9 protein-coding genes are annotated in these 12,321 nt (G+C 62.6%); all 9 read right to left on the bottom strand.

All coding sequences use genetic code 11. The annotated features are described in order from the left end of the window. The 9 genes from pgaB to C4J83_RS00765 all read right to left on the bottom strand — a co-directional run bounded on the left by pgaB (position 1) and on the right by C4J83_RS00765 (position 12,200). The gene (gene pgaB, locus C4J83_RS00805; protein WP_124416132.1) at positions 1 to 1,998 is read right to left on the bottom strand and encodes a poly-beta-1,6-N-acetyl-D-glucosamine N-deacetylase PgaB; all 1,998 of its coding nucleotides are present in this window, start codon (positions 1,996 to 1,998) and stop codon (positions 1 to 3) included. A gap of 12 nt (positions 1,999 to 2,010) precedes the next feature. Next, entirely contained in the window at positions 2,011 to 4,491 is a 2,481-nt protein-coding gene (pgaA, locus tag C4J83_RS00800) for a poly-beta-1,6 N-acetyl-D-glucosamine export porin PgaA (RefSeq protein ID WP_124416131.1), read from the bottom strand. A gap of 298 nt (positions 4,492 to 4,789) precedes the next feature. Continuing rightward, entirely contained in the window at positions 4,790 to 6,286 is a 1,497-nt protein-coding gene (locus tag C4J83_RS00795) for a YdgA family protein (protein WP_106577322.1), read from the bottom strand. Between the two features lie 150 nt (positions 6,287 to 6,436). Further along, positions 6,437 to 7,069: an NADH:ubiquinone oxidoreductase subunit N gene (locus C4J83_RS00790; RefSeq protein WP_106577321.1), complete on the bottom strand. Its 633-nt coding sequence runs from the start codon at positions 7,067 to 7,069 to the stop codon at positions 6,437 to 6,439. 80 nt (positions 7,070 to 7,149) lie between these two features. Continuing rightward, a complete protein-coding gene (locus C4J83_RS00785; protein ID WP_124416130.1) occupies positions 7,150 to 8,598 on the bottom strand; it encodes an efflux transporter outer membrane subunit in 1,449 nt (482 codons plus the stop codon). Then, positions 8,595 to 9,503, bottom strand: coding sequence for an efflux RND transporter periplasmic adaptor subunit (locus tag C4J83_RS00780; RefSeq protein WP_124416129.1), 909 nt, complete (start codon positions 9,501 to 9,503; stop codon positions 8,595 to 8,597). The genes C4J83_RS00785 and C4J83_RS00780 overlap by 4 nt, the downstream gene beginning before the upstream one ends. Further along, complete coding sequence (locus tag C4J83_RS00775; RefSeq protein WP_016969155.1) at positions 9,500 to 9,709, bottom strand: DUF1656 domain-containing protein; 210 nt, start codon at positions 9,707 to 9,709, stop codon at positions 9,500 to 9,502. The genes C4J83_RS00780 and C4J83_RS00775 overlap by 4 nt, the downstream gene beginning before the upstream one ends. Continuing rightward, complete coding sequence (locus C4J83_RS00770; protein ID WP_124416128.1) at positions 9,706 to 11,784, bottom strand: FUSC family protein; 2,079 nt, start codon at positions 11,782 to 11,784, stop codon at positions 9,706 to 9,708. The genes C4J83_RS00775 and C4J83_RS00770 overlap by 4 nt, the downstream gene beginning before the upstream one ends. Next, the gene (locus tag C4J83_RS00765) at positions 11,781 to 12,200 is read right to left on the bottom strand and encodes a MarR family winged helix-turn-helix transcriptional regulator (protein WP_119738340.1); all 420 of its coding nucleotides are present in this window, start codon (positions 12,198 to 12,200) and stop codon (positions 11,781 to 11,783) included. The genes C4J83_RS00770 and C4J83_RS00765 overlap by 4 nt, the downstream gene beginning before the upstream one ends. Positions 12,201 to 12,321 lie beyond the last annotated feature (121 nt).

The following is a 12,321-nucleotide window of genomic DNA, read 5'->3' as shown; positions in this document are numbered from 1 at the left end:
TCAAGGGTTCCATTGGTTGGACAGGGCCGGACGTACCGTCTTCAGGTCCGGCGAGTTTTCCAGGAAGTTGTCCGGGTAGTAGCCAAAACTCCTGACCCCCTGGCGTTTGAGCACACCCATCCATTCAGCCATCTGCGCGCCGTCGATATCGGGTGCGTCTTTGGTGCGCCAGTCTTTGGCTTGCAGTTCAAACACGGTGCGCTGCAAGGCATCGGGACGGGCCTTGACGGTGGCCACGAGTTTTTCCAGCCAGGCGTTGGAGTTTTTCAGCGTCTCGCCTTCCATCAGCGGCATGGCCATCGGCGCGGTCCAGTCGTAGGTCTGGAGGAAGTCATCGAGGTTCTGCGCGAACCACGCTTCGCTCGCCGGGTTGAGCATCGGCTCGGCGAAGATATTGCGCGCGGTCTGCACCTGCGGCCCACGGATGGCGCGCACTTTGGCGGCCAGCTCCTGGGTAAAGTCGATCAGGTAGCGGCTCTTGAAACGCGTCCAGCGCTGCATCACGGCCGGGTCGGCACGCAGTGCGGCAATGCTGCCCGGCAGGCCGTTGGCGGCGTAGGCCTTGAGCGCTGCGGGGCTGGCGTCTTCGAAATCAGAGAGGACTGCGTCGTCGTGGAACAGCACGCCGTCGATGGCCGTGCTGCGCGCCAGGTCCTCATAGATCTCACCGATCTGCTGGCGCACGGCCGGGTCAAACGGCGACAGGCGCTTGTACTGGTCCGGGTCGAGGCCGACCTGGCCGGTTTTCGGGTCCATTCGCGTGACACGCGGCAACGAAGGGTCGAGCGCAAAGCTCAGCACTGGCATCCACGCGTAGATCGCCACGTGGCCACGGGTGCGCAGTTGCCAGGTGACGCGGTTGAACAAGTCGCGGCGCACCGGCAGATGGCGGTTGGGGAAGTACAGCGAATGCACCAGGCCGTCACCCTTGGGGTCGGCGAAGGCTTGCAGGAACACGGTGCTGGCGCCCATGTCGACCACGCGCTGCACCAGCTGGTCGAGGTTGCGGGCCTCTTGGGCCGGGTCCGGGTCGTAGACGTTATCCAGGTCCACGTGCAGCACGCGCATCGAGGTCCGCGCCTGTGTACCGACAATCGCGTTGGCGTAGTGCTCGCCGTCCGGGTCGGAGGCCACCAGGAAGCGTGGGCTGCTTTTGAGGTTGGCGAGGTCGTCGAGGCCGTCGTCCAGGGTCAGGGCCATCTGGTAGCCCTGTTCGCCGACGACCGCCAACGAGGTGCCGTCGGCGGCGCCGTAAGGCCACACCCATACACGCGGCGCCTTGCCGGTGACGGCGCGCAGTTTGTGGGTAATGGCCGTGACGTCGGCGCGCATCCGCGCCTGGAACTGCGCCTCGGTTTCATAGGTGCCAGTGGCGGCGTCATAACGTCGCGTTGCGGCGGCCGGCTCCTGGTTACCTTGCGGGTTGGCCAGGATGCCGGTGTGGCTGGCGTCAGTGTGGGCGGCGATTTCGACCAGGCCCGACTTGGAGATTTCGCGCACCTGCTCCCATGTCAGGAAGTCGGAACGCGCGCGCGGTGTGCCGGCAAAATCCACCGGTTTATTCAGCGGCGTGTCGATCCAATAGCCCACCGGGGCCAGGATTGCCGGCCAGTTATAGGCACGCAAAATCGGTAGCACGCGGGTATAGAAGCTGGAGTAGCCGTCGTCGAAGCTGAGCAGGATGGCTTTGGGCGGCAACTGCGGCCCACCGCTGCGCGCTGCCAGGATCTGATCGACACTGACCGGCTGGTAGCCGTTTTCGCGCAGCCAGGCCAGTTGGTCGACCAACCGTTCGGTGCGCACCGCCACCACCGCCTGATCGGGGTCGCGATCTTCGATGTCGTGGTAGGCAATGCCCAGGAAATGGTTCTTCGGCCACGGCGCTTCACGCGCAGGTGTCGGCCGCTCGGCGGGTGGGGTATAGGGCGCAGGTTGCTGGGCGCAGGCGCCGGCCAGCAATACACCCAGGACCAATAAACAACGGCTGAGGACAGTCATGTTCAGGCTCTTTTAGAAACGGTAAGTGAGGTCGACGAGCAGGCGCAGATCGCGTTCGCGATCGCCGTCATAGGTGCGGCTGATCAGGCTCAGGTTGGCGCCGGTTTCCAGCACGTCGTTCCAGCGAAAACGTTGGCCGTAGCCGATCAGGCCGACCCCACTGGTGGAATAATCGCGCTGGCTATAGGTGCCCGCACCGATCTGGAACTGCTGACTCCACTGGGTCTCATAGCGGTGATAAAGCACGTGATTGACCGTCATGGTGGGCAACACGCTGAAGTCCGATTTCGGGTTGAAATACACCACGTCTTCCTTCGTGTTGCGGCTGGCGCCGACTTCCAGGCCCAGGTCCACTTGCACGTGCGGCGAGCTGTAGATGCCCTCGCGACCGGTGAGCAGCGCTTCGAGGCGGTTGTTGCCGTCGCTGAAATGCGACGGGCTCAGGGACAGCTTCCATTCGCGGCTCTCATTCTCGCGCCAGCGGACAAAGCCACTGCCGCCGTTGGCCGTGACATCGGCATTCAATGCGCGCAGCGGCGTGGTCGCCAGGAGATAACCCAGGCTGCCGCCGTACTGCCAGTTGTCATTGATGTCGCGGGCAATCGACACGCTCGCGCCTTGCTTGGAGCCATAACCGTAGGAGTGGTTGGACACCTCGGCTTCCAGGGTCATGTCGCGGGTGCGCTGCTCGACGCCGACGCGCTGAAAACGATGCTGGCCGGTGCCTTCGGTAAAGTCTGCGGTGGCGTAACCGGCGCCGGCGAAGACGCGCCAGTCTTCATCGATGGGCGGGCTGTAAAGCACGCTTTCGATGCCCCAGTCCCGGCTGCCTGCCACTGCGCCGACATCATTGTTACCACCACCGCCGTAGCTTTTGCCGGTGTAGGCTTCGACGCGCAGTTCGGCCATGTCGTGTACGTCGCGCAGGCGGCTGAGGCGCTGCACCTGGCGGCTGTCGGGGTTGCGCGCCAGCACGTCATCGGTCAGCGCGTCCATTTGCCGCCATTCCTGCAGGTCCATGGCGGTGTAGGCCTGGGACACTTCCAGGCCGATATCGCGCGGGGCCTGGGTTTCAACTTCCTTGAGCGAGCCTTCGGCGCGCCGCGGCCAATCACGCGCGCGGTACATATCGGCCTGGGCCAGGCGCAGGCCGACGTTGCCAGGGGCTTTCGCCACCAGGGCTTCCAGCCCGGTTTCGCTGCCTGGCAGGTCACCGCCGTAAGTGCCGGCCTGGGCCGCCAGTTGCTGCGCGTCCATCCAGCTGTCGTTGGGGTTGCCGATGGGCAAGCCCTTGAGTTCAACGCGAGGCTTCTGGTTGGTGGCCAGGTTATTGGCGACTTCGCGCGCTTGCATCACCTTGTCGCTTTCGAGCAAGGCGTAAAACAATGCGGTGCTGTCTTCGACGTGATCACCGGGATCGGCATCCGGTGCCGTCAGCGCCTGGCGGTACAACGGCTCGGCTTTTTCCGGCTGGCGCTGGTCGAGGTAGGACGCAGCCACCCAGCGCAAAGCGTAGGTAGGTAATTGCACGCTTTCGCCAGTGAGGGTTTCGTACTCGCGGATCACCTCTGCGGTGCGCGCGCGTGCCTTGAGGGCGCCCAGGCGGTCGATGCGCCAGCGCACCACGTCGTCATGGGCGCTCTGGTCAGGGGTCCAGCGGGCGAGCAGTGTGTCGTAGTCACTGAGGGCGCGATCAGCGACCACATAACGTTCTTTCTCGGTGCGCGTGGCGTACTCGGCCATGCGTACACGTTCGGCGGCGAGGTCGCCTTCCAGGCGGCGCTGGGTCACAACATCGAGTACGCCTGGGTGCTTGGCCGACAGGCGCAGGGCTGGCTCCGGCAAACGGGCCTTTTGCAGGGCGACGATGTATTCGCGCACCACTTCGGGTTTGTCACCCGCGCGGATAAAAGCCTGGTCGAACTCAAACAGCGCGTCGTAGTTCAAGCCCGCGCGGGTCAGCGCGTAGCCCAGGGCCATGCGGCGGTTGGGGTCATTGGGTTGCGCCGCCACCAAAGCGCGGGTGCGTTGCACCGCTTCATTGGTTTGGCCACCGTCGGCCTGGGTCAGGGCCTGGCCCAGTTGCAGGTCGATATTATTCGGCTCACGCAGCAGCGCCTGCTGATATACCGCCAGGGCCTGTGGCCACTGCTTTTGATTGCGATAGTTACGGGCAACCGTGGCCAGCGCCTGGGTAGTCAGGTTGCGATTCTTGCCTTGCGCCTCGTACACCTTCAGCACTTCGGCGTCTTGCCCGGCCCAGCCGGCAATCACAATGTGATCGCTGATCTGGCCTGGCGTCTGGCGTTCGGCAGGTAATTGGCGCAGTTGGGTAAGGGCCGGCGTGAAGTTGCCGTTACGCGCCTGAATAATCAACGCGTCGTAGGCCGGATCGGCCAGGGCGAGGCCGGGCATCAGCAATTGACTGCACAAGGCAGCCCCGATGAGCAGTCGCAACCGGCCTGAAGCACTGATGGGTAGGTTTCGCAACATATCGTGAGCTTCCTTACACGCGGAAAGCTGTAACGATAGGTGGTCCTGAGCGGTTTGCATCAGGGTGCCGGCGTCTGATGACCCGGCCTAGCTTTCCTGTAGGAACTATCCCCTATGAATGTAGGGAAAAGTCCAATTCGGAACAATTGTTCAGAATTGTCCCGGCAACAGAAAAGCCAATGGGGGAGCAGACTTGCCTGGGCTGACCGGTCACCGCCGGCCCGTATGCCGACTGTTTGACCGCTGCCCCGGGCAACCCTGCTCCCCCATTATTTATTTCTTACTGATGTAAGAAATCTTACTGCGCGCCGCTGACCGCGCCGGCTTTGGCCATCACAAACCCAATGAATTGCTCAACCGTCATCTTCTGGCCGTTGAAGGTCACTTCATTGTTGGCGTAATGCAGCTTGGAGACCACATCCGTGCCCACCAGGGTAGCCAACTGGGTGCCGACGGCCATGCCGCTGACCATCTCGGCCGCCATCTGCGATTGCTGCTCGATGGCTTTAGGGTCGGTCACGCCGCCCACTTGCGCTTGCAGTGCAGCGACGTCACCGATCATTGGCTTGGACAGGGTCAGGTTGGCATCCAGCAGCGCGATGACTTGCTTGCCCAGTTCAACCGGCGGCAGCTCCATCGAGGCCGGCTTGGTCAGGTCGACCACCAGGTTGAATTTGCTTTCGCCGTGGGTGGTTTTCAACGACAGGTTTTCCACCGCCACTTGTGGCTTGGCAGCCAGCACCTGGTTGACGTTGGCCTCGGCCAGGGTCTGCTCGGCTTCGGTCAGTTGCAGCTCAGGCACAGGCTGACCGGCAGCGGCGGCGGCTTGCACCGGTTGCATCTTGTCTTGATACAGCTTGGTCAGTACCAGCATGGCCGGGATGTCGACGTTTTTCATGCTCAGGGCCATGGCGGCCGAACCGACAGGCTTGCCCTGGTAACCGATCTCATCGATTTTGTAATCGACGCGGCCGGCCAGGTTGTTGTCCTTGGTCTCGCTGGTGTCTTTCTGCTCGAAGCCCTTGAGGGTCAGCACGGCTTTCTGCGGGCCGAAGGTCACTTTGGTGTCGGTCAGCTCAACGGTGTTTTGCCCGGTGTAGAAACCAAATGTGGTCTTCTCCAGGTTGCTGGCCACGGTCAGGCCGGACAGTTCGGCTTCAAAGGGCGCGCCGTTGGCATCGATCACCGCAACCTTGAGGCTGTTCATATAACCTTCAGCCTTGACCTTCTGGCCTTCGGCGGTGCCGTCGAAGTCCAGGTTGGCGCCGGAGAAGCTCACCGAGGACTTGTCGTCCTTGAGTTCCAGAGGCAGCAGTTCGACGTTGCCATCGACCGAACGGTTGTAACCGATATTGGCCACGCCTCTGAGCGGCGACACGTCTTTGCTGGCGGCGAACCATTTCTCGGTGGTGGCGTTCTTCTCCAGCTCATAGTGACTGGTGGCCATGACCGGCAGCCATTTCAGCGACACCAGACGCGAAAACGGCAGCGGGCCGTGTTCGATGTGGTCGACAAACAGCAGCTCAGGGTTGGGGTTTTCTTCGCCGAATACGCTGCCTTGACCCTTGAGGCGGTAGTGGGCGGTGCTGCTGAACAGGCCACGGTCCAGGGACACCAGCTCCAGGTTCACGCTGCCGTCGACGCCGGCCATGGAGGTCTGCAGTTCCTTGTTGGCGTTCTGGATCGCGGTCTGCAGCACCGGCTCCAGTTGCTTACCGGTGTACCAGGCGCCGCCTGCACTGACGACGCCGACGGCGACAACGAAACCCAAAAGAACAACTGCTGGCTTATTCATGAAGTGACCTGATCAAATCCTGTGAGAAGTGGGCTGTCTTCCTTGAACCCCCCAAGAGGGGTTGGCTCAAACCCGCCGAAAACGGGGGAAGATTAGCACTGGCGGCCGCGAACGGCCCAGCTTTTCAGAGGGGTCAGGTCAACCGTTGGTTCACGAGTACTCCAATTCAATCTCATCGAGTTGATGATCAAAACTCTTCAAACGGGCGGTCCAGGTGTACACCAACACCTCGAATTCGCGGTGTATGACCGCGTTTCCCGGGGTGTCGACCTTGGGGTTGCAGAAGTCCAGTTGGTAGCGCTCGCGTGCCATGGCGTTGGCCACGTCGGACAATTCCCGTGCGTTATTCAGCCAATGCCTACCGTCGGCTACCTGCTGGTCGAGCAGCACGCACTGTTTTTTCAGGGCTTCGAGGCTTTTTTCCAGCGGGGTGCCGGTGAGTTCGCCCATGACTTCCTGGAAGGTCCGCCCGGGCTGCCAGTAGCTGCCCCAGAAATAGCGGTCGAACACGGTTTCGACGCGGCGCAAGGCAACTTTGGTGTCCCAGATCGCCACGCGGGTCTTGCCTTGTTCGAGCAGTTTTTTCTTCACCCGTTGATTTTGATACGACGCCCACGCCACCACGCCAATGGACAACGTGCCAATCACCAGGCACGCGCTGTCGAGAAACACCATGGCCTTGTCGATTTGATGGGCAAGCATGACGCCGTAGAAATAGGCAGCCGATAACAACACCAGTGCGAAGCACACGCACCAGAAAGCGGGAGCATAAGGGTTTTTCATTATTGGAATCCCCATGAGCAAACGCGAGCAGTGTCAGGTGAGCCGCCACCGCGACTCACTGACAAAGCATAGCTTTTAGCTCAGGGTTTGCTGGCCTGTGACGCTTGCGTTCGTCCGCTTTCCCAACCACCGCCCAAGGCCAGGAACAGATCGATCTGGCTCATGGCAACCTGGGTGTTCGCCGCCGCCAGCTGCGCGCGCACATCGGTGTAGGTGCGCGTGGCTTGCAGGTCGGCCAGGAACGAGGCGCGCCCGGCCTGGAAGAAGCGGTGCGTCTGCTCCGACGCCTCCTTGGCAGACTGGCCGGCATCGGCCAACGCGTCGCGGCGTTGCAACTGCGCGGTGTATTGCGCAAGGCCAGTCTGGGTTTCGCGGATGGCATTGAGCACCACGCCGTCAAAGTGCGCCAGGGCGCCCTGGGTCGCCGCTTCGGCTTCATGAATGCGCGCACGCGCGCCGTTGGTCGGCACCGACCAACTGATCAACGGGCCAAAGCCCCAGCGGTTGGTGGCCGGCGTGCCCAAGTCATCGAGCAGACCCACTGTGCCCACGGTGGCGCCGATACTGATGTCCGGGTACAACGCGCCGGTGGCCACGCCGATACGCGCGGTGGCGGCAGCCAGTTGGCGCTCAGCCTGGCGCACATCGGGGCGACGTTTGAGCAGGGTCGCGCCGTCGCCCACCGGCAGCAACTGGGCGATGTGCGGCAGCTCGGCGCAGGTGCCGGTGCCCGCTGGCAGTTGGTCTACCGGCTTGGCCAGCAGCATCGACAACCGGAACAAGCCCGCCTGGCGCAATGCTTCGTAGCGCGGCATGTCGGCGCGCAACGATTTGTATTGGGTTTGCGAACGCGTCACCTGGGTTTCATCACCACGCCCGGCATCGCGCAGGCGCTGGGTCAGTTTGGTGCTCTGGGCCTGCAGGTCGAGGGACTCGTTGGCGATCGCCAGTTCTTCGTTGGCCGCGCACACCTGGGTGTAGGAGCGCACCACATCCGCTACCAGCGTGATGCGCGCGATGTCAGCGGCGGCCTGGGCGGCGTCGGTGGTGGCCTGGGCGCTTTCGATGCCGCGCTGCAGTGTGCCGAACAGGTCGAACTGGTAAGAGGTGCTGATGCTGGCGCTGCCGATGTTGCCAACCGGGACTTTTTCAGTCAGCAAAAACGCTTCACCCGATTCCTGCAAGCGTTGGGCCTCAGCCTTGGCGCCGGCACTCCAGCCGCCTGCCGATTCAGCCTCCTGGGTCTGGAAACGCGCGCGTTGAAGGTTGGCGGCAGCCACCCGCAGGTCGGTGTTGGAGGCCATGGCCTGGCGTACCAGCTCATCCAGGCGCGGGTCTTTGTAGAGCTTCCACCAGTCCGCTGGCACCGGCGCCGACACCACGTTGTGGCCCTCGCCCGCGATCTGCCCTTGCAGGTCGCCACGGTTGATAGCGGCCTTGTCCGGCAATTGGTAATCCGGGCCTACCACCTGGCAGGCCGACAGCAGCAAACCCAAGCCAGTCGTGGCCAGCAACGCCGCCGGTTTCATCGCGTTTCTCCCTGCTGCGCGTTGTCTTTGGCGGCGGTCTTGTCATCGATGATCGACACCGTGGCTGTGCGCCCGGCGATCATGCGAAAGTCCGCCGGCACGTCATCAAAGGCAATGCGCACCGGAATCCGCTGGGCCAGGCGCACCCAGCTGAACGCCGGGTTGACGTTGGGCAGCAGGTTGGAGCCACTGGTGCGGTCACGGTCTTCGATACCGGCAACGATGCTTTGCACATGGCCACGCAAGCGCGCGTTGTCGCCGATCACACGAATATCCACGGCCATGCCGACGTGAATGCCGTCGAGCTTGGTCTCTTCAAAGTAACCGTCGATGTGGAAGGAGTTGCTGTCGACCACCGACAGCACCGGGCGCCCGGCGGTCACGAACTCCTGATTGCGCGGCGCACGGTCGTTGACGTAGCCGTCCACGGGGCTGCGGATTACCGAGCGGTCGAGGTTGAGCTGGGCGGCGTCCACCGTCACCTGCGCCTCGGCCAGGGCCGATTGGGCGCGGGCCACGCGGGACTGGCTTTCTTCCAGTTGCTCACTTGGCACCAGGTTGCCCAGACCGCGGTTACGCTTGTACTCGCGGTTGGCCTGGGCCAGGGTTTCCTGGCGGTCGGCGACGGCGGCCTGGGCCTGGCGCAGGGCCAGCTTGAAGCGGTCCTGGTCCACGGCAAACAGCACCTGGCCCTTGGTCACCAACTGGTTGTCGCGCACGTCGACTTGCTGGATCAACCCGGACACGTCCGGAGCGATCTGCACGATGTCGGCACGGATATGCCCGTCACGGGTCCAGGGCGCAAACATGTAGTACATGACCATGCGCCACACAACGACGACAGCGAAGGTCACTATCAATAACGTCAGGACAACACGGCCGATGGTCAAAAAAGGTTTTTTCATGTCATCAGATATCGACTGAGTGAGTCCACCGCGCCCAGCAACAGCGCGTAGAGCCCCACATTGAACAATGCCCGGTGCCAGACCAGGCGATAGAAGTGAATGCGCGTCAACAGCCCGTGCACCACCAGAAACAACACGTACGTAATGCCCATCAGCACCAGCAGCGTGGGCAGGAACACCCCGCTGATATCCAGATCACCGATCATAAAGGCGCTCCATCAGGCAGCGGCGCTTCCATTTCGGTGCCGCCAATAAATTCCACGCCAGGCAGCAACGACAGGCGCAAGCCGGCCAGTGCGTGCAGCAGATGCAGGCGGGTGTCGTCTTCGTCTTGCAGGCCTTGCCCGTTGAGGGCGCGGCGCGTGCGGTCCAGGGTCATCAGCAGACCGCTCGGCGCGGGCAAGCGTTCACCCGCCTTCAGGCAGGCCTTGAAGTAACCGCCCACACCTTCCACCACCTGGTTGAGCAGTATCCGAGGTACGCCGTAGATACGCGGCGAGTAGGCCAGCAGGTCGAGCAGGTTCAGCGCCACACGCAAATCGCGCAGGGCGATGCCGGTGTCCTGGCCGGTGAGGGCCAGGCGCGGCAGATGCTGCATCAGGCGGTCGAGCATTTGCGCGGCCATGTGCCGGTGTTCGGCGAGGGTCGCAGGTTCGGTCAGGGTGACGATGTCGCGCCAACTGAAACGGGTCAGGCGCTTGGCCGCCAGTTCGGCGCCGAACGGCCGCGCGATCAACGTCCACACAAAGGCAAACAACAAACCCACGGGGCCGGCCAGGTTAACGTTGGCGAAGTTCAGGAAGTCTGCGTCATAGGCGCCCTGAATGCTGATGAACGAGGAGGTATTGACCAGCGTCAGCAGCATGCCGAGGTAGAAACGCGGCTGCACGGTGAGCGTGCCGATGCAGATAAACGGCACGGCAAACGCCAGCACCAGCATCGGAAAATCATGCAGGTTAGGCAGCACCAGAAACAGATAAAGGCTGGCGAACAACACCGACATTGCGGTCCAGAAAAAGAACCGGTAGATCTGCGGCGCCGGGTCGTCCATCGAGGCAAAAAAACTGCAGGCCACGGCGGCCAGGATCACCGCGCTGCCGCCGTCGGTCCAGCCCAGCAAAATCCACAGCACCGAGGCGACGATGATCGCGGTAACGGTGGAAAACGCCGAATAGAACATCAAGCCACGGTCGAGAAATGGCGTCAGCCGGCCCAGGCGCCAGTGGCGGTATACCGCGCGCCAGGTGTCCTGGCTTTCGCACTGGATGGCGGCCTGCAGGCTGCGACAGTCTTGCCACAGGTCGATCCACTCGCCGAGGCGATACAGGGCGTTGGAGTACAGCAACGTGTGGCGATCATCCAGCGCTTCGCCTTGGGGCTGCAGGGCATCGACCTGATCACGCAGCACGCGCCAGCTTTCCAGCGGGGCGGTTTCAACGGTGCTTTCCAGCCACTGCCGGCTTGCCTCCAGCACCGGCGTGAGTCGGTCGAGAAACTCCGGCGCGCGGTGTTCGACGGCGTACAGGGCGTCGTCGAGCGCATCCACCACGGGCAGCAAGTGAATCATGCGCCCGCGCAGTTCCTTGGTGTTGCGCACGGTCTGCGGCCGCGCGCCTTCGTGGGGCAACTGGCCGATCATCAATTCCAGGGTGTTGAAGGTGGCGACCATGCCGCCGCGCAAGGTGCTGACCTCTTCCGGCTGCACGTTGCGCGTCAAAAACCGCAGGCTGTAGACCTGGGCATCGGCAAACCATTTGGTCACCGAGCCATCGAACACCGGCATCAGGCGCCGCGGCCAGAACATCGCGCCCACCACCGCCGCCACGGCGATACCGAGAAAGATCTCCTCGGTCCGCGCCTCGGCCACATCCCACACCGCCAGCGGGTTATCCACCACCGGCAAGGCGATCAGCGGCAAGGTGTAGCCGGCCAGCATCAACGCGTAGTTATTCGCGGTACGCAGGTGCATGGACAGGAACAGCAAAATGCCCGTCCACAACGCAATCACCACCACCAGCACGTACGGCGCCTGCACAAACATCGGCACAAACACCACCGCCGCCGCTGCACCCATGAAGGTGCCGATGGCGCGGTACAGCGCCTTGGAACTGGTAGGACCGACAAACGGGCTCGAGACGATATACACCGTGGCCATCGCCCAGTACGGACGTGGCATTTGCATGAGCATGGCGATGTACAACGCGATCATTGACGCTGCGAACGTACGTACCCCGTAAAACCAATCGCGGGCTGGCGGAAAACCGGTAAAAAATCCGTTCAAGGCGATGCAACCCCAGCCGCTTCGAACGCCCGCAGCACGCGCAGGGCGGCTTCAAGGTCGCTGTGGGCAATGTCCGCCAACACTTCCTGACGCAGGCGCACCAGCTGCGCTTCCACCGCTTGCACCAGCTCGCGGCCGCGCTCGGTGAGGCTCAAGGCCTTGGCGCGACGGTCATGCACGTCTTCGGTCCGGCACACGTAGCCGCCGCTGCACAGCTGGTCAAGCAGGCGCACCAACGACGGGCTTTCCATGCCGGAGGCCTGGGCGACTTTTACTTGGTGCACACCGTCGCCCAAGCGGCCGATCATCAACAAGGGCACGGCGCAGGCTTCGGAAATACCGTAGCTCACCAGCGTGGTCTGGCAGATTTTGCGCCAATTGCGGGCGCCCACCACCATGCTGCTGCTGAGGTTCATCTGGAGTTGTTCGAGGGTATGAGGCACTGGATTGTTCGCATACAGTTAGTTTGCTAACTATCAATATGGTGGATGCGTCCAAAGCAGTCAAGTTTTGAAACAAGTTTGTGATGGGTGGTGC

Source organism: Pseudomonas sp. LBUM920, from assembly GCF_003852315.1.
GTDB lineage: Bacteria > Pseudomonadota > Gammaproteobacteria > Pseudomonadales > Pseudomonadaceae > Aquipseudomonas.
The sequence above is the reverse complement of the archived record's forward strand: the minus strand, read 5'-3'. Positions and strand labels throughout refer to the sequence as shown.

What these genes read in the sequence shown, in the direction of transcription:
- pgaB (WP_124416132.1), bottom strand. Translation starts at nt 1,998, where the DNA reads ATGACTGTCCTCAGCCGTTGTTTATTGGTCCTGGGTGTATTGCTGGCC.
- pgaA (WP_124416131.1), bottom strand. Translation starts at nt 4,491, where the DNA reads ATGTTGCGAAACCTACCCATCAGTGCTTCAGGCCGGTTGCGACTGCTC.
- C4J83_RS00795 (WP_106577322.1), bottom strand. Translation starts at nt 6,286, where the DNA reads ATGAATAAGCCAGCAGTTGTTCTTTTGGGTTTCGTTGTCGCCGTCGGC.
- C4J83_RS00790 (WP_106577321.1), bottom strand. Translation starts at nt 7,069, where the DNA reads ATGAAAAACCCTTATGCTCCCGCTTTCTGGTGCGTGTGCTTCGCACTG.
- C4J83_RS00785 (WP_124416130.1), bottom strand. Translation starts at nt 8,598, where the DNA reads ATGAAACCGGCGGCGTTGCTGGCCACGACTGGCTTGGGTTTGCTGCTG.
- C4J83_RS00780 (WP_124416129.1), bottom strand. Translation starts at nt 9,503, where the DNA reads ATGAAAAAACCTTTTTTGACCATCGGCCGTGTTGTCCTGACGTTATTG.
- C4J83_RS00775 (WP_016969155.1), bottom strand. Translation starts at nt 9,709, where the DNA reads ATGATCGGTGATCTGGATATCAGCGGGGTGTTCCTGCCCACGCTGCTG.
- C4J83_RS00765 (WP_119738340.1), bottom strand. Translation starts at nt 12,200, where the DNA reads ATGAACCTCAGCAGCAGCATGGTGGTGGGCGCCCGCAATTGGCGCAAA.